This is a genomic window from Nostoc sp. DedQUE12b (assembly GCF_034530835.1).
In the GTDB taxonomy this organism is placed as follows: domain Bacteria; phylum Cyanobacteriota; class Cyanobacteriia; order Cyanobacteriales; family Nostocaceae; genus Nostoc.
The window spans coordinates 54,326-77,274 of the sequence record NZ_JAVRCI010000019.1 but is presented as its reverse complement, the minus strand read 5'-3'; the positions used below and the strand labels follow the sequence as shown (position 1 = coordinate 77,274).

At 41.1% G+C, this 22,949-nt stretch carries 12 protein-coding genes; 10 read left to right on the top strand and 2 right to left on the bottom strand.

Going from position 1 to position 22,949, the window contains the following annotated elements; all coding sequences use genetic code 11:
* Positions 1 to 141: 141 nt before the first annotated feature.
* The 7 genes from folK (at position 142) to RMY16_RS12310 (ending at position 9,518) form a co-directional block, all read left to right on the top strand.
* Positions 142 to 657, top strand: a complete 516-nt coding sequence (gene folK / locus RMY16_RS12340) for a 2-amino-4-hydroxy-6-hydroxymethyldihydropteridine diphosphokinase (protein WP_322736598.1) — start codon at positions 142 to 144, stop codon at positions 655 to 657.
* A gap of 68 nt (positions 658 to 725) precedes the next feature.
* Positions 726 to 1,274: an NUDIX hydrolase gene (locus RMY16_RS12335; RefSeq protein ID WP_322667855.1), complete on the top strand. Its 549-nt coding sequence runs from the start codon at positions 726 to 728 to the stop codon at positions 1,272 to 1,274.
* Positions 1,275 to 1,281: 7 nt separating this feature from the next.
* Positions 1,282 to 1,605 (top strand): ADP-ribosylglycohydrolase family protein, encoded by a 324-nt coding sequence (locus RMY16_RS12330; protein WP_322736597.1) that lies wholly within the window; start codon positions 1,282 to 1,284, stop codon positions 1,603 to 1,605.
* Positions 1,606 to 2,821: 1,216 nt separating this feature from the next.
* A complete protein-coding gene (locus RMY16_RS12325) occupies positions 2,822 to 3,220 on the top strand; it encodes a hypothetical protein (RefSeq protein ID WP_322736596.1) in 399 nt (132 codons plus the stop codon).
* Between the two features lie 135 nt (positions 3,221 to 3,355).
* Positions 3,356 to 4,816, top strand: a complete 1,461-nt coding sequence (locus RMY16_RS12320) for a hypothetical protein (protein ID WP_322736595.1) — start codon at positions 3,356 to 3,358, stop codon at positions 4,814 to 4,816.
* Positions 4,817 to 5,036: 220 nt separating this feature from the next.
* Entirely contained in the window at positions 5,037 to 7,319 is a 2,283-nt protein-coding gene (gene pabB, locus RMY16_RS12315; protein ID WP_322736594.1) for an aminodeoxychorismate synthase component I, read from the top strand.
* 411 nt (positions 7,320 to 7,730) lie between these two features.
* The gene (locus RMY16_RS12310) at positions 7,731 to 9,518 is read left to right on the top strand and encodes an iron uptake porin (protein WP_322736593.1); all 1,788 of its coding nucleotides are present in this window, start codon (positions 7,731 to 7,733) and stop codon (positions 9,516 to 9,518) included.
* 290 nt (positions 9,519 to 9,808) lie between these two features.
* Here the strand turns inward: RMY16_RS12310 and RMY16_RS12305 are convergent, their stop codons facing one another.
* Positions 9,809 to 12,709, bottom strand: a complete 2,901-nt coding sequence (locus RMY16_RS12305; RefSeq protein ID WP_322736592.1) for a CHAT domain-containing protein — start codon at positions 12,707 to 12,709, stop codon at positions 9,809 to 9,811.
* Positions 12,710 to 13,127: 418 nt separating this feature from the next.
* Here RMY16_RS12305 and RMY16_RS12300 point away from each other — a divergent pair, with 418 nt between their 5' ends.
* The 3 genes from RMY16_RS12300 to RMY16_RS12290 all read left to right on the top strand — a co-directional run bounded on the left by RMY16_RS12300 (position 13,128) and on the right by RMY16_RS12290 (position 21,871).
* Entirely contained in the window at positions 13,128 to 18,992 is a 5,865-nt protein-coding gene (locus RMY16_RS12300) for a filamentous hemagglutinin N-terminal domain-containing protein (protein WP_322736591.1), read from the top strand.
* A 247-nt stretch (positions 18,993 to 19,239) separates the two neighbouring features.
* A complete protein-coding gene (locus RMY16_RS12295) occupies positions 19,240 to 19,788 on the top strand; it encodes a hypothetical protein (RefSeq protein WP_322736590.1) in 549 nt (182 codons plus the stop codon).
* A 355-nt stretch (positions 19,789 to 20,143) separates the two neighbouring features.
* On the top strand, positions 20,144 to 21,871 hold the full coding sequence (locus tag RMY16_RS12290) for a ShlB/FhaC/HecB family hemolysin secretion/activation protein (RefSeq protein ID WP_322736589.1): 1,728 nt from the start codon (positions 20,144 to 20,146) through the stop codon (positions 21,869 to 21,871).
* Positions 21,872 to 21,924: 53 nt separating this feature from the next.
* On the opposite strand, the gene RMY16_RS12285 is transcribed toward RMY16_RS12290, so the two are convergent.
* A complete protein-coding gene (locus tag RMY16_RS12285) occupies positions 21,925 to 22,902 on the bottom strand; it encodes a D-glycerate dehydrogenase (RefSeq protein WP_322736588.1) in 978 nt (325 codons plus the stop codon).
* Positions 22,903 to 22,949 lie beyond the last annotated feature (47 nt).

Here is a 22,949-nt window from a genome sequence, read left to right as displayed (position 1 = left end):
TCACTATAAATAATGTTTTTTAAATTTGGTTAATTTAGTTTTGTAAAAAATGCCGCAATTTTGATAACTACTGCGAAGATCAAAGCTATTAACAAGTATCCGCAAAGACAGCCCGAAAACGGCTTATTTCAGGAAAGTATAATGTCTACACAGCGCTACGACAAAGCAGAGCTAAGACGAAGCGCCGTTGCTCTTGGTAGTAATATCGGCGATTCCCAGACAATTTTAGAAGCAGCTATAGAAACTTTAGCCCAAACGCCAGGTATTGTTTTAGAAGCCAGATCCCATTGGTATCAAACCAAAGCTGTCGGCCCACCACAGCCAGATTACCTCAATGGCTGCGTGACATTACAGGTAGAAATACTCCCCCAACAGTTATTAGAAATTTTGTTAGGAATTGAACAACAATTTGGGCGCGTGCGTCAGGAACGTTGGGGACCACGAATTCTAGATTTGGATTTGTTATTATATGATGACATTACTTTAGATACACTAAATCTCCAGATTCCCCATCCACGAATGCGGGATCGCGCCTTTGTATTAGTCCCACTGGCAGAAATTGCCCCAGATTGGATAGAACCAGTTTCCGGGTGTGTCATTAAAGAGCTGCTGAAAGAGGTAGACTGTTCTGATGTACATTTATGGATGGACAATTAAAATTACCATCCTTAAAAGCAGAAGAACACTGATTTTGCCTCTGTATTCACAGATAATCAGATTTAACTATGCCATTAGGTAGAGAATTACCACAACTGCTAAGACAACGCCTGTTTCATAAAGGACGCAAGTTTGATTTTGAAGTTAATCGCTTGCGTTTGCCGAACAAATCGGAAGGAGAATGGGAATGTATTCGTCACCCTGGCGGTGCCCTAGCTGTACCAGTGACAGCGGAAGGTAAACTTATATTGGTGCGCCAGTACCGTTTTGCGATTCAGGGACGGATATTAGAATTTCCGGCGGGGACATTGGAAGGAAAGGAAGAGCCTTTAGAAACAATACAGCGTGAAATTGCCGAAGAAACTGGCTATAGTGCCCATAAATGGGATAAGTTAGGCGAATTTTTCTTAGCTCCTGGCTATTCTGATGAAATTATCTATGCTTTTCTGGCGCGAGATTTAGAAAAGCTGGAGACACCACCCCCACAAGATGGAGACGAAGATATCGAAACTGTATTTATGACTCCTGAAGAATTAGAAAAAGCTATTCTAGAGGGAGAGCCGGTAGATGCTAAATCAGTTTCTAGCTTTTTTCTGGCGCGTCCGTTTTTAGTTTAATATCCTTATGCTGCTAGAGTTAGCGATTGCAGATGCCTACGGTGCAGGCTTTGAATATGCAGACGAAACCATCGCTAACAACGATTTGAGTCGATACGTCGAACATCCGCGGTTTCGACTCAATCCTGGCAGCTACACCGACGACACCCAGATGAGTATTGCCATTGCGGAAGTGATTGTCGCTCAAGCACCGTGGACACCAGAAGTTTTAGCCGATAGTTTTGTTAGAGCTTTTAAACACGATCAAAGAGAAGGTTATGCTCGAAACTTCTACCATTTTCTACTAGAAAATGCTGATTTATCATACAAAGCTGGAAACATTGCAAAATAAATAAAGTTTTATAATCAAGTAAGAGATAAATTTATAGAGATTGAAGCTATATTAGGTCTACAAAAAAGTATAGCCGAACATCAAACAAAATGGTGGATACATTTTCGCCATAGACAGAAACTTAAAGTTATATATTACCTATTTTTGCAACATTTAAAACCTTTGGGTTTAACTTATTTAGTTATAGCTCTACAACTAACATATTATATGTTGAATATCGGCAAAGGTCATAATTTGCGCGATATAGAAGTAACTCAAGAAAATGCTACAAAATATTGGATGCAATTATTGAAATATAATATTACCAAATATCCATATTTAGGTTATTTTGGTGTTTTTTAAAATATTTAAAGAAGCAACGCTTAGCATCTTATAAAGAAAGTGATTTGAGAAATTAAGCTTTTTAGTGAATTGCGCATAAATCGTAGTTTTGTTTGTATCGTTGCAGTTGATAACCACCTTTTTAAGGTTCTTACTCATTCCCTACGTAGTCAATCAAGCTGAAAATTACTGTAATCCTCAAAGATTCAGCTAGTTTTAGTGTCAAATAGCTATTTGTTTAGTATTTAGCCGTCTTTCTATATTTGCAGATATATATCGAGATAAACACTCTTATACATAGAAACATATATCTCTTATATAGCTTAGTTTAAATATCAATTTATACCTTGTGTTCTTTAACAAAAAGCTTCATGATTGATTGAGAAAGCCCATAGTTATAGATTGGTTAGTTAATAATGATGTCGATATAGTTCATAAATATAGCGGTCTTCGAATGGAAGCAATACAGTTTGACCTCACTTCCATTTCTCTCTTCTAAAAGTAGAGAGGCTTTGAATCTTTCTCCCCAACACTAGTAGGGAGGGGCTGAGGGTTAGGTCTGTATTGCACTGAACTGATAATCGCTATAATTTAGATTCATAACAAGAAAATATCTGAGATTAATCTCAAATTTAGTTAGTTGGAGTTTTATTAACTCCTACTAAAAAAATGGATTCAAATGGGATTAACGATAGTAATTGCTATTACAATTACTCCTGTTTTTGGGCGCTATATGGTTTCAATTCTACATATTATTAGACAAATGAACATTTTTCAAAGAAAGGCAGAAGGCAGTTCGAGCTTGCGGCAAGACTAAGAAGATATATTTTTGGCTCCTGCCTCCTGCCTCTTTAACTTTACTGAATCCGAGTTCGACTAACTAAAGGTTTTTAATATGCATACTTCGGAGCTTTTCCGACTTTATGTATCCGCCCAGAAAAGCGTTCATCAGTCTACCCTGATTGAAGCCAACCTGTCAAAGGCAACACATACTGACACAAAACCACATAACGGGGACATTCCCTTTGTAGCAGTGTTTTTGGCTCACATTTCCTTCATGATTGTTTGGGCAATTGTCGTTTTTCTTGTTTCATCTGTCTGCAAAGCACTAGAAGATCCCCCAGAAAATGCGGCACAAGATAAAGACGAAATAGTAAGCATCAAAGATTTAGAGCAACATACCTGCAAAAAATGCCAATTTTTTAACAATAACTATTTTCTAAAGTGTGCAGTACATCCTACCACTGCTCTAACGAAACAAGCACTCAATTGCTCTGACTACAGCCCTAAATAGGTGAGTTTATGCCTATGGTGCTAATCTCCAGTATGCAAATTTACAGTGGCAGATATTCTGGAAGCAGCTAGCCTGAGAACTTTCAAACTTTGTTTAAAGGGTAGAAAGTTCATTTGAAAAACCCAAACAAATTTTATGAAACAAAAAGAAACAGTATTTGTTATTCCGACTCATAGACTGAGAGATGTAGCACAGACCATCGAAAAGTATGATGAGAATTTCTGGGCAAATGGTCATGCTTTAAAAATTATCGTTTTTGATGATTCTAGTATTGCCAACCACGAGAAATATTATCCACTTTTAGAGCAGACTAAGACAGTCAATGACGTGTTTTATGTCGGTCCCCAGCAGAAAGAGCAATTTATTACATTTTTAAACGAAAGACTGCGCGATCGCAAGCTAGAATCACTAGTCAAAAACTTATTCCGACCTAGTTATGGAGGAAATCGCAACTTCACACTCATGTATACGCTTGGTCATTTAATGGTTAGTGCAGATGACGATATGCGTCCAGATGCATTAATTGAAACTAGCCCAGAATCTTTATCTGGTGATGAAATATGCCGAGGAAAATTAATCAAGTCCAACCAACAAGGCGGCTACGTTCATAAATCTTTTGACTTACTCACGGCTTTTGGTGATGTTTTAGGTCAAAAAGCCAGCCATGTACCAGAAAACTTCGAGGCTGGAGAATTGGTGCTTGATACAGCCATGGATTTAGAAACCAATACAACTAAAGGTTACTTTCGAGAAAACAGCCTTTTATTACAACAGGGGAGAGTATTGAATAATGCAATCGTTAAGATTGCCCAAACTTTTCGCACAGGAACTAATGATATCGATACACTTGATTTTATTCACATGTATCTCAATGATGAAAACCAAATTAGTCCCAATGACCTAAATGATTTTTATATTCTTACCAATTTTAGACCCGTTATTACTAACAAAAACTGGAGAATGGATTGTGGAGTTGCTGGATATGATAATCAGCTAGGTTTACCACCCTTTTTTCCCACTCGGCTCAGGTTTGAGGATTATATCTACAGGATTTGGATACAGCAAGAGGGAATTGCCTCTGCACACGTTGATGCCGTCCAAAACCATATTAGAAATAACTATATGCGTAATCCTCTGGCTAGCGAACTCTTTAACGAAGAAATATGTAGCTTGCTAAAAAGGAAGATTAAAAGTAGTGTTTATCATCTTGACGATTTGGGAATCAAATTTGATTACTCTGGCGAAGTCACCTTACAAGATTCTGAGGAAATACTGGAAAAAATATCTGCTATTCATAGGCAGATAGTCAAAGCCTCAATGTCTACTCAGAATGAAGAGCGTAAGCAGTCACTTCAATTATTTGCTGAGAATTTATCGAGAGTATTTTATGGATTTGAACCAGACTTTTTTCAGCAAAATGTTTCCAGAATTATCGATGATGTTATTAGCCAATTTCACGGGTCTCTAGAAATATGGCCAACTCTAGTGGAAATCTGTTACTTTTATAAAGACAAAAAATACCTACCACAAATCAGAGTTAAAAACAAGAAGTTAAAGTCTAAAAATGGCACAAGATCGAGCGAAATTATCGTATAAATGCGACCTTTGGCAAACAAGCCATCATTCATCCAAGAAAATATTCTGAAACCCTTTATTTTTGAAAATGCGCCTATAGAACTTAAGCCAAATTACAACATCTAGGGGCAATTCCTGAATAGCCTCTAGATGAATAAAGCACAGTTTCACATAGAATTGGTATGATCTAGGTGCTATTCTAGATGCAAAAACCTTCTATGTGCTAGCTAATTGACTATGTATGCAAACGTTAATTATTGATAACTATGACTCTTATACATTTAATCTCTACCAGATGATTGCTGAGGTAAATGGTAAACTACCTCTAGTAATTTATAACGATCGCCTTAACTGGGATGAATTGAAAGAAATTGCATTTGACAACATTGTGATTTCACCTGGCCCCGGTCGTCCAGAAAGGTCAGAAGATTTTGGAGTCTGCCGACAGATAATTGAGAATGTGGATGTGCCCTTGCTGGGAGTCTGTCTGGGGCATCAAGGACTTGGCTATCTACATGGTGCAAGAGTGATTCATGCACCGGAAGTTCGACACGGTAGACTCAGTAAAATTTATCATAATAATTCGGAATTATTTCAAGGTATTCCTAGTAATTTTTCTGTAGTGCGCTATCACTCGTTATTAGTTGCTAATGAACTACCTGAGTGTTTAGAAAAAATTGCTTGGACTGAAGCAGGACTGGTGATGGGATTGCGTCATCGCCATCTACCTTTTTGGGGCGTACAGTTTCACCCAGAGTCTATCTGTACAGAATATGGACAAAAATTACTAGCAAACTTTCGAGATATTACGCTGCAATTTACAGAGAAATCCTCAAGGAGGCAGGTGGTCACTGAGCGGCTTGCCTTGAGCGAAGTCGAAAGGAGTCGAAGTGAGGCAGGAGGGGCGGGGCTTGAAAGCCTCTTGGCAGAGTCAATAAGTCCCCAAAAGCAATATTGGATTGGATATGGATCTGTTACTCCTGTTATGGATAAACCCCGCCAAAAACAGGAAGAGAAGTTTGAATTACATACACGTAAATTAGATATCTGCACAGATACAGAACAAATATTTGTACAGTTGTTTGGAGATAGAGCAAACGCTTTTTGGCTAGATAGCAGCCGTGTAGAACTTGGTCTATCTCGCTTCTCGTTTATGGGTGATGGCAGCGGAGCAAACAGTCTATTGGTGCGATATCATACCCAAACGCAAGAACTCATCATCACACAGTCAGATACCGTGACTCATCGCACTGAAAGTATTTTTGAGTATTTGAAGCGGGAAATAGACTGTCGATTTTGTCAATCTGATGAGTTACCTTTTGATTTTAACTGTGGTTTTGTTGGCTATTTTGGCTATGAACTTAAGGCGGAATGTGGAGCGTCATTGGTGCATTCTTCACCATTACCTGATGCAATTTTTTTGCTTGCCGATCGCATGATTGCGATCGATCATCAAGAACAGTGTATTTATTTGCTGCAATTAATCAAAAAAGGACAAACAGAACAAGTAGAAACTTGGTTTGATAATATCCAGCAACAACTCGAAACTCTAGATCCTCTTTTTTCTCTTGTACCCCAAGAAAATTGTCAGCCTGTTAAGTTCCGCTTGAGTCGCACTTACCAAAATTACATTCAAGATATTCAGCAATGCTTAGACGAAATTCACGAAGGCGAAACCTATCAAGTTTGCCTGACTAATCAGCTGTACACCGATGCTACCCCCGATCCATTGACCTTCTACCGTACATTACGTAAAATTAATCCGGCTCCTTACGCTGCATTTTTGCGCTTTGGTGAAATTGCGATGCCTGCGGCGAGCGTAGCTATCGCTTGCTCATCTCCAGAAAGGTTTCTAAGAATCGATCGCCAAGGATGGGTAGAAACTAAGCCTATTAAGGGAACACTACCACGAGGAGAAACCCCCGAAGCCGATTTCGTCCTCCGTGAGAAGCTACGCAACAGCGAAAAAGACCGAGCTGAAAATCTGATGATTGTCGATCTGTTACGCAATGATTTGGGACGAGTCTGTGAAGTTGGTAGCATCCACGTACCAAAATTAATGGATGTGGAAACATATCCAACAGTACATCAATTGGTGACAACGATACGCGGGCGGTTACGTTCAGATTTACAAGCTGTAGATTGCGTGCAAGCTGCATTTCCCGGAGGATCGATGACTGGTGCGCCGAAAATCCGCACCATGCAAATTATCGATCGCTTGGAACAAGAAGCGCGGGGAGTGTATTCAGGTGCGATCGGTTTTTTAGGCTTGAATGGTTCAGCCGATTTGAATATTGTGATTCGGACTGCTGTTTTGACTCCCAGTCAAACCTCCATTGGTATCGGTGGCGGAATTATAGCCCTTTCTGAGCCAGAGATGGAGTTTCAGGAAACGCTGCTTAAAGCTAAAGCCTTAATCGACGCTTTGCTTCTGACGATGCACGGAACATCTGAACCAGACGTGTATTCCATTCTGGGCTTAGAAGCAACAACTGTTGATAGTTATGAAAAATTATCTGCCTAAATCAGGGGCTTAAAGAAGGATGGAAATGTGTTTGGGGGTAGCCTATCCCGACACACAACTGGCTACTATTAAAGATTACTAATTTATAATCAAAACTTCATATATAAATACACTTTCTTGATTTAGGAATAAATTTCAAGATAAAAAGCAACTACCGCAAATCAGGGTTAAAAATAAGAAGCTAAAGTCCGAAAATAGCACAAAAACGACTGAAATCCCTTTATTATAAACTCAATCTTTAGCAAATAATTTATCTGCAAAACTTGACAATTCCTTATCTGTAAAAATTTTCTTCGATATATAGCTTACGTAACAGCAATCTGATAAGATTCCCAAGAAGCAGAATAATTACTTATTCTCTTTTTCTTGAACCAACTGATTTTGGTTATTTTTTGGGAAAGGAAAATGAAAATGTCTCATCTATTGTGGAAAACTCTGGTACTAAGTCCAGTAGTTTTGGGAGTGACGGTGTTGGTTTCCGCTAAGGCTATGGCTGCTGCTGAAGTAGCAAGTTCTTCTGAAGATATAAAGGCAAAAACTGCTCAGACAGAAGCACCAATAGCTGCTCATGCTTCAATATTCAGTCAAACAGAGCAACCAAAAGTTAATCAGCAATTGGTTGCCCAAAAAACTGATGAAAATAAGGTTTTAGAAGAGGTTAATCGCTACAGCAACGAAGGCAAAAATCAGAATTCAGTGTCTCAAGTCACATCAGTTTCTCAGTTTTCTGATGTACAGCCGACTGATTGGGCATTTCAAGCTTTGCAATCCTTGGTTGAGCGCTATGGTTGTATTGCAGGATACCCCAATAGTACTTACCGTGGCAATCGGGCACTGACTCGTTATGAGTTTGCCGCAGGTTTGAATGCTTGTTTAGATCGAGTTAATGAACTGATTGCCACAGCAACTGCTGACTTGGTGACAAAACAGGATTTGGCGACTCTCCAGCGTTTGCAGGAGGAATTCTCGGCAGAATTGGCAACTCTGCGTGGTCGAGTAGATTCTCTAGAAGCACGGACTGCTGAACTTGAAGCTAATCAGTTTTCCACTACCACAAAATTGGTGGGTGAAGCTATTTTTGCCGTCACTGATATTTTTGGCAATAACACTGGCGATGCGAATAATACTGTCTTCCAAGATAGGGTACGTTTAGACTTGCAAACCAGCTTCACAGGTAAAGACGTTTTACACACCCGTCTTGCAGCCGGGAACGCACTAGCCTTTACACAAGTAGGGGATAATGGTGTTGCGATCGATACTGCTGAAGGTACGCAAACATTTCAACTCGGCAGTACTAGTAACAACAGTGTGATTATCGACTGGCTAGCGTATTACGTACCCATAGGCCCTGCCCAAGCTTACTTTGCGGGTACTGGGGGTATTCATAGCGATTATGTTGCCACTAACAATCCTTACTTTGAAGACTTTGATGGCGGTAATGGTGCTTTGTCTACCTTTGCTTCCGAAAGTCCGATTTATCGTATTGGTGGTGGTGCAGGTGCGGCACTGACTTTACCTTTTGGTAAGGGTGGCAGTTTTTTCAAACCAAGTTCACTGACTATAGGCTACTTGGCATCAAATGCTAATAATCCTGGGGCAAATCAAGGTTTGTTAGAGGGTAATTATGCGGCTCTCGGACAATTGAACTTTAGTGTTGGCGATCGCTTATCTATAGGTGCTACCTACGTTCACGGTTATCATGGTGCTGGAGGTGGTAATTTATTCGATCTAGGTGGTGGTTTGGGTAGTACTAACCGCGTCGTAGGTACTGGTCAAGCTAACACTCTAACTACCCTAAACGGATCTTCCAGTAATTCTTATGGGATATCGGCAGCTTTCAGACCCAGCGATAAACTGTCAGTCAGTGGCTTCGTTTCTTACCACGATGTCACAGGCTTTGGTGCTGATGATGATTATCAAGCTTGGAGCTATGGTCTTGGGGTAGCTTTACCTGACTTCGGTAAAAAGGGTAACGTTTTAGGGATTTTTGCTGGTGCAGAACCTTATGCGTTTAACCGAGGAGGAGTTTTTGCTGGTACTGGTAATGATATACCTTATCACTTTGAAGGCTTTTACAAGTATCGCTTGTCAGATAACATCTCAATTACCCCCGGTGTAATCTGGTTGACCTCTCCTGGTCAAAACAGCAATAACGATGATGCAATTATCGGTACGCTGAGAACAACTTTCACCTTCTAAAGGTTTACCAACTCAGTGGTGAGTGCTGAGTGCTGAGTGCTGAGTGCTGAGTGCTGAGTGCTGAGTAAATTTAAGAAGTACTCAGTATTTCCGCACTGAGGTAAAAGCCCCGTCTGCAAGTGCGCGGAATCTTCTTATAGAGAAAAGGTTGATATCCCGCAAGAGTGTGGGCGGTCTTTTTACTCTAAGCCGAGGAACTCTGCACCCAGCACTTTTCATAGCAATTTGCTTTAGGGATGCATAAGTATGCGTCCCTTTTGACTTCCGCCTTGCGGTACTGGGGATCTTTTTCAAAGCCAATTACCGATCGCAACCATTGGTGCCCAATATGCAGGATGATCGTACATGATATTGACACCTTCAGATGGCGGTAATTTCTTAGCATGAATCATTCTAATTTGAGCCTTTTGCAAAGCCTCTGCAATACTCATGCCAGTGTTGCGATAGTTGGCGTAAAATGTTTTGACTAGTTCAGATGTCGATTGATCCGTAACACTCCACAAAGATGCGATCGCAGTTTTAACCCCAACTTGTAATGCAACTCCAGCTAATCCTAGTGTGGCACGGTCATCACCAACTGCGGTTTCACAGGCCGTGAGTGTGAGTAGTTCGACATTATCTGATTTGCTGTTAAGGTTTCGCAGTGAGTTTTCTAATTGGCTTATGGTAAGTTTTTGGTTTTTCCCGGTGACAATGAAGGTGTCTTCAGGAATGATCCCAAATTGAGCGTGACTAGCAATGTGAACAATGGGATATGTGGTTTTATCAAGTTTGTCTTGAAAACTTTCGGGGAGAAAATTATCGTCAATCAGGGGGGTATGATTGGGGAATATACTTTGAACTGCATTGACTTCATTGGGAACCGCAAAAAGCTGTTCAAAAGTCTTGCCGTCGATGGTGGCTTCTTTTGTCAAACCCAAAATTAACGCCTTTTGCGTACTGCGATCGCGTAGTTTAGGTGTGGTTAGTCGTAAACTGGGAGTTGTCGCAACTGCATAAGTTTCGACTAAATATTTCTTTTGTTGGCTGTCATAAAGTGCCGCCATTGGAACGCTACGCAAGAAGCCATCTTGAATAAATACCAGAGTTTTGACTTTCTCCGGTTTGATATCCTCTGCAAAGGGGCGAATTATCCAATCATAAAGCTGTGATGCAATTGTTGGATCGTAGTTAATTTCTTCTCTTTTAACTAATCCGGTGCGAAACTCGGCAATTTTTTTCTGTAGGGTATTGCTGCTAACTATTTTCTCACCTTGTTGATTGGGGTCTTCAATCCACTTAAATTTAGTTGCCTGATTGGGTAACTGCAATAATATCCCGGTTTTGCCATCTAAAATTATTGAACTCAAAAAGCCAGTATTCTTAAACGCTACACTATTATCTTCGAGGAGTTCGCCCACCTGTTTAGGATTCAACCCACTCAAAATGCAATCATTGCCAAAATAATTCTGTAATTCTGCGAGTTTCAACGCATCAATGGTGTTAACTACTTTCGATAGTTCCTTCGCACGTCCTTCGTCTGCAATTGCCCCAACTCCTAGCAAATTGAGCCGCGACTGTGCCAATGTCCGGTATAGTGGGCGAACAACATCGCGGAAGTCAAATTGTACATCCCGTTCGGCAGTCAAAATATCCTGGCGGATATCTTCTAAGGTATCAAATGCTCGTTGATAAGATGCGATCGCTTCTTCTTGTCGATTCTGTTTATCTAAAATGCGTCCGGCTTGCCACTCCCACAAATACAAGCTATCTTTTGCGCTTAACTTACTGTCTGCTGCAATGATAGCAGCTTGGGTATATTTTAATGCCTTCTCATTATCGAATGTTTTTTGACTATTTAATGCTTTTTCATTATCTGAATTACATTCCCAGAAATGACCCAAAGCACCATTAGAATAAGAAATTAAGCGATCATCTTGTAATTTTCTACTTGTTAATACTGAGTTTTCGAGCAAATTTAATGCTTCATTGTCACCAGATAAAACCAGCCCCGTTGGACAGTAAGTAAAGGGTGAAGTTCCTTTCGCATCGCGCTGCAAGTATGCTAAATCAATTGCGCCATAGACTTTTGTGGCAGAATCGGGCAAAGCTTCGAGAACTTTTAAAGCATCCTTAAGGGCTTTGTTAAACTCCTCATCATTAATAAATTTGCTCTTATTTGTCTGGGAAACCAACTGAATGAAATTTAATAATCCCCGCATCTCTGCTAAAGGTTGTTTTTCGTTACGGGCGAATTTTATACTATCTTGAAAATATTGATAAGCTCTGTCATAGTCTTCTTGTGACTTTTGCGTAAATTCTTGTTCTTTACTAAAAATACCAGCCTTATTTGCCGAATCGGCTTGTAACTCTCGTAATTGACCGCGACTTTTGTAAGCATTACCCAAACTATTAAACACCAAAAATTTAGATTCGGGACTAACTTGTTGGGCTGTGTCTAAATACTTAATTGCTTGGTCGTAACTTCCGATTAAGCGATATGCTTCACCGAGAATACCCAAAGCCGCAACCTGACCGGGTTTGTCGTTGTATTTGGTGGCGATTTGTGCAGCACTTTCTGGAGTGCATTTTATTTCCTGACTTGGCTGATTTTCAGAGTTTTTCGACTTATCTACTAGTTGACCACATAAAAGTGCGATCGCTTTACGAGGTTGTCCCAAATTGCTGTAAACTTGCGCAAGTTCTGACTTCATACGTCCAACTTGCTGGATATTATTCACCGCATTATAGTCATTAATTGCTGCCGATAACGATGCGATCGCTGCTTTATTTTCTCCTATTTTTTGGTAAGCGCGCGCCAAATTTTCATTCACAACCCCCGTAACTGACGGATTATTTTTATCCTGATTTAATGCCTCTTGCCAATGTTTGAGCGCATTAACAAAATTTCCGGTATTATAGTCTTGAATTCCTTGCTCAACTAGTGTTGTGATATTTGGAGTTTGTGCAGATACAACTTGTCCAAACAATAAACAAATTACGAGACTCGCCAAAAATAATACTTTAATTAATCGATGGCGATTTAGTTTTTGGTAATACTCGGTGAAGAGGCGAATTCGCCTTGTAAATAAAAAAAATCGAGTGGCGGAATCTGCTGCTCGAAACTTCTTTCCTTGGGAGAAGCGAAAGGCGAATGGTGGTCGTAAAGGTTTAGAGAGTAAGAGTTTAAGATATTTTTTTGGGGATTTCATATTTTAATTCAGCAATGTCTGGATCTGGTATTGAATTTTAAAAAGTTATCTTTTATACAGCTTTTTTAATTACAATTAATTGATAGAGGAAATACTTGTATGAATTTTATTTTTAAATTACCAGAAATAGTAATCGAAAACTGAGTTTTGGGAAAGTATGCAGTTTTATGCAATTTTTATTGCATTTTGTGACTAGAAGTGCAAGTTAAATAGACAAAACTTAAAATACTTGATTTTGGGTTAGGCTTAGTTGTCTTAGCCTCAGACTAAGCACATTTTATATGCATTATATGCAAGCATAAATTGTGCGATCGCACCATACAGAATCATGTAATTATATTTGCATAAAAGGTAAATGCATTACCTTGCTGTTTACCTGATTGTGGATTTTATCTAATTTATCCAAGGTAAATTATTTATGAATCAACCATATCATCCTCAAAAAGCCAGTATTAAAAGCATTCTTTCTTTATGCTTAATATCCACTGCATTCAGCCAAGCAATGCCCGCCCATGCACAAATCACACCTGATAATACTCTGGGTGCAGAAGCTTCTCAACTCAAGCAAAATCTGATAATTAATGGCGCAGTAAGCGACGAAATTGAGGGTGGTGCAACACGTGGCAGCAATCTTTTTCATAGTTTCAGCGAGTTTAATATCGAAAATGGGCAACAAGTGTATTTTGCTAACCCCACTGGAATAGAAAATATATTGACGCGTGTAACAGGTGGGAATGCATCGAATATTTTCGGGACATTGGGAGTTGCTGGTGCAGCAAATTTGTTTTTGATTAATCCCAATGGAATTTTATTTGGGCAGAATGCGCGGTTAGATGTGCAGGGGAGTTTTGTCGGGACAACAGCCAATGGAGTGCAGTTTGGCAATCAGGGTATTTTCAGTGCCACCAATCCTCAAGCACCACCATTGTTGACGGTAAATCCTTCGGCGTTGTTCTTTAATCAGATTAATCAAGGTGCAGGAATTCAAAATAACTCAATTGCACGAGCCGGAACAGACCCAGCAGGTTTTAATGCATCTGGTTTACGAGTAGCAGATGGTAAAAGTTTGCTGCTAGTGGGCGGTAATGTCAGCATGGATGGCGGGGAATTAAATGCTTATGGTGGGAGAGTTGAATTAGGAGGGTTAGCAGCACCTGGAAATGTCAATCTTCTTTTTAATGGGGATAATTTCAGCTTGAAATTTCCTGAGAATGTAACTCGTGCAGATGTATCACTTACCAATGAAGCGTTTGTGTATGTAGAAGCTGCTGGTGGCGGTGATATTGCGATTAATGCCCGCAATATATATATTTTGGGAGGGAGTTTGTTGAATGCTGGTATCGCTGAAGGTTTGGGGAAACCAGAGGTGACTGCGGGGGATATTACCCTTAATGCTACCGGAGAAATCAAAGTTGCTGACTCCGGGAGTAGGATTCGCAATCTTGTGCGTGAAGATTCAAAAGGCAATGGTGGTAACATTACTATCGATGCTGGTTCATTCTCTCTAAGTGATGACGCTCAACTTGATGCCTCAACTTATGGAGTGGGGAATGCAGGCAATGTGACAGTGGGTGCAAAAGATACTATTTCCCTTGCAAATGGTGACATTCTCAGTGCAGTAGAAGCAGGAGGCGTAGGGAAAGGAGGCAATATCGACATCAATGCAGCAACACTGTCACTGACTGATGGCGCTCAACTGCTAACCATTACTCGTGGTGCATCTGCTACCCAACCAGCAGGACAGGGGGATGCTGGCAATGTCAATGTTTTAGTAACAGGTGCTGTTGATATTGCTGGGGAGAAAAACGGTTTTCCCAGTGGGATTCGCAGCAATGTGGGAACGGGGACTGTTGGGAATGGGGGTAACATTACCATCGATTCTGGTTCGTTCTTTCTAAGTGATGGCGCTCAACTTAGTGCCTCAACTTCTGGAGTAGGAAATGCAGGGAATGTGACAGTGGGTGCAAAAAATGCTGTTTCCCTTGCAGGTAACGCTTACATTTTCAGCACTGTGCAAGCAGGAGGCGTAGGTCAGGGTGGCAATATCGACATCAATGCAGCCACCCTCTCACTGACTGATGGCGCTCAACTGCTAACTGCTACTCTTGAAGCATCTGCTACTCAACCAGCAGGACAAGGGAATGCAGGCAATGTAAATGTTTTGGTAACAGGCGCTGTTGATATTGCTGGGCAGAAAAACGATTTTCCCAGTGCAATTTTCACCGATGTAGAAACGGGAGCAAGAGGTAATGGGGGAAATATAAACATCTCAAGTGGCTCGTTCTTTCTAACTGATGGCGCTCGACTGGTTGCTAGCACTAATGGACAAGGTTTAGATTCACCTAACAGTCAGGCAGGAAATATTACCCTCAATACCATAGGAAAAGTAGAAGTGGCGGGGGCAGACAGTGCTATCCGCAGTACTTTGCTCACGGGAGGAGTTGGGAATGGCGGTAACATTACCATCGATTCTGGTGACTTCTCATTACAAGATGGCGGTCAACTTTCTGCTTCAACTTCTGGACAGGGAAATGCAGGGAATGTAACAGTGGGTGCAAAAAATGCTATTTTCCTTGTAGGTAACGCTTATATTTTCAGCACGGTGTCAGCAGGAGGCGTAGGTAAAGGAGGCAATATCGACATCAATGCTACAACACTGTCACTGACTGATGGCGCTCAACTGCTAACTGCTACTCGTGAAGCATCTGCTACTCAACCAGCAGGACGGGGGGATGCAGGCAATGTCAATGTTTTGGTAACAGGTGCTGTTGATATTGCTGGGGAGAAAAACGATTTTCCTAGTGGTATTCGTAGCAATGTGGAAACAGGGACTGTTGGCAATGGGGGTAACATTTTTATCGATTCTGGTTCATTCTCATTACGAGATGGCGCTGAACTTGAAGCCTCAACTTCAGGAGTGGGAAATGCAGGGAATGTGACAGTGGGTGCAAAAGATACTGTTTCCCTTGCAGGTGGTGACATCTTCAGTGATGTGGAAACGGGAGGTGTAGGCAACAGTGGAGGTATCAACATCAGAGGTAGTTCCCTTTCCCTCACTGATGAGGCTAAACTTTCTGCCTCAATTTTGGGACAGGGAAATGCAGGGAATGTCATTATTTTAGCAAAAGACAAAGTTTCATTTTCAGGAACTAACAGTGGAGTACTTAGTGCTGTTGGTTCTCTAGGTATAGGAAATGGGGCTAATATCAATATTAGAATGCGATCGCTTTCTCTACAAGATGGCGCTCTAATCGCTACAAGCACTCTTGGCAAAGGTAACGCCGGAAATATTCAAATTAATGCTGATGACTCTGTTTTTGTCAGCAATGGTTCTGTGATAGTTCCTGGAACCTTTGGACAAGGTAATGCAGGAACTATCACTATTGAAGCCGGAAATACAATTTCCTTCGATGGAGTAGGAAGTAATAATATTTCTAGTGGAGGATATAGCGTTGTCGGGCCCTTCGCAATACCTTCACCGGAATTTACAGGGAAACGCTCTGGAGGAGATATTACTATCACAGCTCAGAGAGTTTCTCTGACCAATGGCGCTAAACTTTCTGCCTCAACTTCTGGAGTGGGAAATGCAGGGAATGTGACAGTGAGTGCAAAAGATGCTATTTACCTTGCAAATGCTGATATTTTCAGCACCGTGGAAGCAGGAGGTATAGGTAAGGGTGGCAATATCGATATCAATGCAGCCACCCTGTCACTTACTGATGGCGCTCAACTACTAACTGCTACTCGTGGTGCATCTGCTACCCAGCCAGCAGGACAGGGGAATGCAGGCAATGTCAATGTTTTGGTAACAGGTGCTGTTGATATTGCTGGGGAGAAAAACGATTTTCCCAGTGCAATTTTTACCAATGTGGGAACCGGAGCAAGAGGTAATGGGGGAAATATCAACATTTCCAGTGGCTCGTTCTTCCTAACTGATGGCGCTCGACTGATTGCTAGCACTAGTGGACAAGGTTTAGATTCACCTAACAGTCAGGCAGGAAATATTACCCTCAATTCCACAGGAAAAGTAGAAGTTGCGGGGACAGACAGTGCTATCCGCAGTACTTTGCTCACCGGAGGAGTTGGAAATGGGGGTAACATTTTTATCGATTCTGGTTCATTCTCTCTAAGTGATGGCGCTAAACTTTCTGCCTCAACTTCTGGAGTGGGAAACGCAGGAAATGTGACAGTGGGTGCAAAAGATGCTGTTGACCTTGCAGGTAACGCTTACATTTTCAGTACGGTGGAAGCAGGAGGCGTAGGTAAAGGAGGCAATATCGACATCAATGCTACAACACTGTCACTGACTGATGGCGCTCAACTGCTAACTGCTACTCGTGAAGCATCTGCTACTCAACCAGCAGGACGGGGGGATGCAGGCAATGTCAATGTTTTGGTAACAGGTGCTGTTGATATTGCTGGGGAGAAAAACGATTTTCCTAGTGGGATTCGTAGCAATGTGGAAATGGGGACTGTTGGCAATGGGGGTAACATTTTTATCGATTCTGGTGACTTCTCATTAGTAGATGGCGCTCAACTTGTTGCCTCAACTTCAGGAGTGGGAAATGCAGGAAATGTCAATGTTTTGGTAACAGGTGCTGTTGATATTGCTGGGGAGAAAAACGATTTTCTCAGTGGGATTCGCAGCATTGTGGGAACGGGGACTGTTGGCAATGGGGGTAACATTTTTATTGATTCTGGTGACTTCTCTCTAAGTGATGGCGCTCAACTTGAAGCCTCAACTTATGGACAGGGAAATGCAGGAAATGTGACAGTGGGTGCAAAAAATGCTGTTGACCTTACAGGTAACGCTTATATTTTCAGCACGGTGGAAGCAGGAGGCGTAGGTAAAGGAGGCAATATCGACATCAATGCAGCCACCCTGTCACTCAGTGATGGCGCTTTACTGGTAACTATTACTCGTGGAGCATCTGCTACTCAACCAGCAGGACAGGGGAATGCAGGCAATGTCAATATTTTGGTAACAGGTACTGTTGATATTGCTGGGGAGAAAAACGGTTTTCTCAGTGGGATTCGCAGCAATGTGGAAATGGGGACTGTTGGCAATGGGGGTAATATTTTTATCGATTCTGGTGACTTCTCATTAGTAGATGGCGCTCAACTTGTTGCCTCAACTTCAGGAGTGGGAAATGCAGGGAATATTCGGATCAATGCAAAAGATGCGATAACTGTTTCTGGAACCAATCAAGAGAAAGCATTTTCTAGTGCTTTATTCACATTTACTGATTCTACTTCCACAGGCAAAGGTGGCGATATTACTGTAAACACTAATATCTTTCGCGTATCAGACGGCGCTTTACTGGATGCACGCACTAGAAATAATGTCAAGGGTGGCGATATTACGGTAAATGCAAATGTGTTTGAAGCACTCAACGGCGGACAACTCACCACCACTACCTCAAGCAATGGACGTGCAGGTAAAATTACTGTCAACGCTGATGATAAACTAATAATTAGCGGTAGTGACTCTAATTACAGCGATCGCATTACTAATTTTCCTGACAACGTAGTAAATATTGGTGCTAACAGTGGCTTATTTGTCAGTTCCACAGGTTCAGGAATCACAGGCGATATCGAAATCAACTCACCCAAAATTACCTTAGACAACCAAGGTAAACTCAACGCCGAATCTGCATCAGGTAACGGTGGTAATATCAAGGTCAACAGCGACTTACTCTTACTCCGTCGTGGCGCTCAAATCTCCACCAACGCAGGTACAGAAAAATTAGGTGGCAATGGCGGTAATATTAATATCAACTCAAGATTTATCGTTGCAGTTCCCGAAGAAAATAGCGATATCAGCGCTAATGCTTTTACAGGAAGTGGTGGAAACATCCAAATCAACTCGCAAGGTATCTTTGGTATTGAATCGCGTCCAAAACTAACCGAAAAAAGTGATATTACCGCCAGTTCGGAATTAGGCGTTTCCGGCGTAACAAATATCAATACACCCGATAACAGTTCTATTCAAAATAGCTTTACCGGATTATCACCAAATGTCATCGATACCAACGCACTCATTGCCAATAGCTGCATTTCACGCGGCAGTAAGCGACAAGAAAACTCTTTTACCATTACAGGTTCTGGTGCTTTACGCTATACTCCTGGAGATGTGTTAACTTCAGCCTACACAACTGGTGATGTACGTAGTGTTGAACCAACATCACGTCCTTGGAAAAAAGGCGACCCAATAGTTGAACCACAAGGATTGTATCGATTGCCCAATGGGCAATTAATCTTGAGTCGAAGTTGTTCAAAATAAATATTGCACATATCAGAAAAATTGCATACACAGTTTTCTGCAAAATGGTATGCACCATTGTGCGATCGCACCATCCAAATCATGCAACTATATATGCATAAATGGTGAATGAATTACTTAGTCATATCCCTTAATCTGAGTATTAAAGAAACGGTTAATAAATCGAAAAACAACAAAAATCATCAATATATCAACCGTTGCTGATGAAATTATCGTTATTTTTTTAACTCAGATTGAGAGGTTGATTATGTTTTCTAAACTATTCTGTAAGACAGTTTTAGCATCATCTTTGGCATTACCGAATTTCAAACAAACTACTTCCATTGCAATTTTAGTAGCTGGAATTGGATTGTTTGGTATTAAGTCAGCAGATGCGAGAAATGCCTTAGTACAAACACCAGATGTTTCTCAATCTTCATCTTATGCGATCGCGCAACTGGTAGATGCAAATTCTCCGATTTACGGAAGCTGGCAGCTAAAATATAGCGTTGATGGAGTTGTCCATACAAGCGTACTGGTGATGAACGGATATTCGGGAGTGATGAGAACTAGATATTTTAGTTCTAATAAAAGGCAGGTTGTAGACCAAAAAATTAGACTTAAGTCTTCTCCTCGCGGATTAGTTTTTTTGGGATATAACCCTGTCTATGCTGGAACTTCCACAAGACACCCTACTTATGCTGCTGATAATTTTTTATTTGCTATTGAGGATGATGGTTCATTTACAGCTTTTACTTGCGATGATCGACGACAATGCTCGCCTGTAGATGTGGAAGAAATGATATCTCAATCCTAAATAAAGATGGCGCAAATTATTTGCCTTTTAAGTTCCCTAGTGATTAGTGAACTGACAAATAGGCGCTTGCGCTATCACATATTTTTTTGTTAATGCATTTATTGTCTTATTTATCAATACGTAAGTACTAAATATTAAAATGACCAAATTGGATCTTGATGATTGCATAAAGGTGCAATCATCAAGCAACCCATCATGGTATTTTAATTAAGTAATAATACTTGATAAATATCTAACTAGTAATGCGATCGCTAAGTCAGTTGGTGGAAATAAAAAGAAGTATGTTACGAAACGTAAGTATATCTAAAAACCTTATCAATGACAAATGATCACCCTTTCAAATCATAAATAAACAATGAGTTCATACTTTCGGTTTTCAAAGCTTTTTTTCATATTACTTACCTGCATCAGCATCACTCCACTTGCAGTATTTGCACAATCAACACCCCCGCCAGGAGTTACAATTCCCCCCGATACACCGGGAAAAGTTGAAGAAACTCTACCCCAACCATCACCAACACCAACTCTTCCACCTACACCAGCGACACCAACTGTCCCCATACTCCCATCACCCCCACAGGAAAATCTACCTGATAACATCTTTCCTAGCGGCGAAAGTTTTTTTGTCAAAGAAATTCAAGTCACAGGCTATTCTGTTTTAAAAGATGAAATCATTAAGTTAAAACAGCCTTTAGAAAATAAAAACATCACATTTGAGCAGTTATTGCAACTGCGATCGCAAATCACTAAACTCTATGTTGATAATGGCTATATTACCAGTGGTGCATTTATTTCTAACAATCAAAATATCGCTAGCGGTGTCGTGCAAATTCAAGTTGTCGAAGGCGAACTCGAAGGAATTACCATTTTAGGGTTACAAAGATTGCAGCCTGGGTATGTGCGTTCCCGGATTAAACGGCTTGCAGGTAAGCCTTTAAATAAAAAAAGCCTCGAACAAGCGCTACAATTATTACAACTTGACCCGGTGATTCAACGAGTTAATGCTGAGTTAACCGCAGGTAGCACTCCCGGAAATAATATTTTACAGGTGACTATTACCGAATCGCCACCATTCCACCTTGGCGTTACCTTTGCAAATAACCAATCAACTAGCGTCGGCTCAGAACAAGGGAGTGTTTTTCTTGCTCACGATAATTTATTAGGATTTGGGGATAAATTTAGTGCTGAATATGCTGGTAGCGAAGGTTTAGACATTTACAATATTAATTATTCTATTCCCTTTAACGCCTTAGATGGAACCATTGGTGTCCGCTACAGCAACAGCACTAGCCGCATTATTGAAAGCGAATTTCGTGATTTAAATATCCGCAGCGAAGCCGAAACCGTTTCTTTTAACCTCCGTCAACCGCTAATCCACACGCCAAACAGAGAATTTGCTTTGGGTTTAGCATTCGATTTACGGCGCAGTCAAACCTATATCCTGAATGATATCCCCTTCTCCTTTACCGAAGGGCCCGAAGATGGGGAATCACGAGTTACGGTAATCCGTTTTTCTCAAGATTGGTTACAACGTAATGCTAACAGTGTTTTAGCGGCGCGATCGCAATTTAGTTTTGGGATTGATGCAATTGATGCAACCGTTAACGATAGTGGTACTGATGGGCGTTTTTTTTCTTGGGTGGGACAATTTCAATGGGTACAACGGCTATCTCCTCGCATCTTGATGCTAGCCAAAGTTAACACTCAACTTACTCCTGATTCCTTACTTTCGTTGGAAAAAATTAGCATTGGAGGAGTTGATACAGTGCGCGCTTACGATCAAAATCAAATTGTTGCTGACAATGGGGTAGTTGGAGGTGTGGAAGTTCGGATTCCCCTGGCTTCAAATGTGGAGACACTACAGCTAATCCCATTTTTTGATATCGGTACAGCTTGGAATAATCGCGGTATTAATCCCGACCCACAAACTATTGCTAGCTTGGGATTGGGCTTGAACTGGCAACCTTTTAACGGTTTGGTATTGCGTGCAGACTATGGTATACCATTAATGGGCACAAGCGATCGCGGTAGTTCGCTACAAGAGAATGGCTTTAATTTTTCAGTGCGATATCAGCCTTTTTAAAAGCGAGATTTCTAGATTGAGTAGGTAGGTATATAATTCACATCAGGCGTGAATTATGAATTATAAATTTCAGGATTGACACAATTAGCCAAACGATCGCCCCTCAACCCGGCAATTAAATTAGCGATCGCCATTGAAGCCATTTTTGAGCGCGTTTGACGGCTGGCACTGCCGATATGCGGTGCAATAATTAGATTTTCTAAGGTCAATAACAGGCTATTACTAGGAATCGGTTCTGGTTCGGTGACATCTACAGCCGCAGCAGCGATTTGACCACTGGCAAGGGCGCGATACAGAGAATCTGGATCTACAATAGTTCCTCGCGCCGTGTTAATCAAAATAGCCGATCGCTTCATCAATTCAAATTGGCGATCGCTAATTAAATGATAAGTATCATCAGCCGATGGTGTATGCAGAGTTACAAAATCCGAATCTTGCAGTAAGTGTTCTAACGTAGCAAACTCCACACCTAAAGATTGTTCTAACTCTGGGCTACATCGTTGCCTACTCGTATACAATATCTGCATTTCAAACCCTTTGGCACGACGAGCAACTGCTTGACCAATCCGCCCAAAACCAACAATCCCCAAGGTAGCACCCGTAACATTTGGCCCCAACAACAAATCTGGTTCCCAAGTTTGCCACAAACCTGCACGAGTAAATCTATCTGCCTCCACTACTCGCCGTGCAGCTGCCATTAGTAATGCCCAGGCAAAATCTGCGGTAGCATCGGTTAACACCCCAGGAGTATTACCGACGGGAATTTTTCGCGCCGTAGCGGCAGCAATGTCAATGTTATCGTAACCTACTGCCATTTGACTGATGACTTTGAGTTTCCCAGACTCAATGAGTTGGCGATCGATTTGGTCAGTTAGCAGACATAGCAATCCATCTATTTCCTTGACTTTTTCTAGTAAAATTTCGTATGGAGGGGGTTGGCGTTCTGGCCAAACTTCCACAATAGCGAGCGATCGCAATTGCTCTAATTCGATGGGTAAGTGACGAGTGACGAAGACTTTAGCTTGAAGCATAATTTTAAAATAATTTTTGGAAAAAGAGACGCTTCTTGCATCGGTTT

Coding starts and splice junctions, on each gene's coding strand:
- folK (WP_322736598.1), top strand. CDS start 142: ATGTCTACACAGCGCTACGACAAAGCAGAGCTAAGACGAAGCGCCGTT.
- RMY16_RS12335 (WP_322667855.1), top strand. CDS start 726: ATGCCATTAGGTAGAGAATTACCACAACTGCTAAGACAACGCCTGTTT.
- RMY16_RS12330 (WP_322736597.1), top strand. CDS start 1,282: ATGCTGCTAGAGTTAGCGATTGCAGATGCCTACGGTGCAGGCTTTGAA.
- RMY16_RS12325 (WP_322736596.1), top strand. CDS start 2,822: ATGCATACTTCGGAGCTTTTCCGACTTTATGTATCCGCCCAGAAAAGC.
- RMY16_RS12320 (WP_322736595.1), top strand. CDS start 3,356: ATGAAACAAAAAGAAACAGTATTTGTTATTCCGACTCATAGACTGAGA.
- pabB (WP_322736594.1), top strand. CDS start 5,037: ATGCAAACGTTAATTATTGATAACTATGACTCTTATACATTTAATCTC.
- RMY16_RS12310 (WP_322736593.1), top strand. CDS start 7,731: ATGTCTCATCTATTGTGGAAAACTCTGGTACTAAGTCCAGTAGTTTTG.
- RMY16_RS12305 (WP_322736592.1), bottom strand. CDS start 12,709: ATGAAATCCCCAAAAAAATATCTTAAACTCTTACTCTCTAAACCTTTA.
- RMY16_RS12300 (WP_322736591.1), top strand. CDS start 13,128: ATGAATCAACCATATCATCCTCAAAAAGCCAGTATTAAAAGCATTCTT.
- RMY16_RS12295 (WP_322736590.1), top strand. CDS start 19,240: ATGTTTTCTAAACTATTCTGTAAGACAGTTTTAGCATCATCTTTGGCA.
- RMY16_RS12290 (WP_322736589.1), top strand. CDS start 20,144: ATGAGTTCATACTTTCGGTTTTCAAAGCTTTTTTTCATATTACTTACC.
- RMY16_RS12285 (WP_322736588.1), bottom strand. CDS start 22,902: ATGCTTCAAGCTAAAGTCTTCGTCACTCGTCACTTACCCATCGAATTA.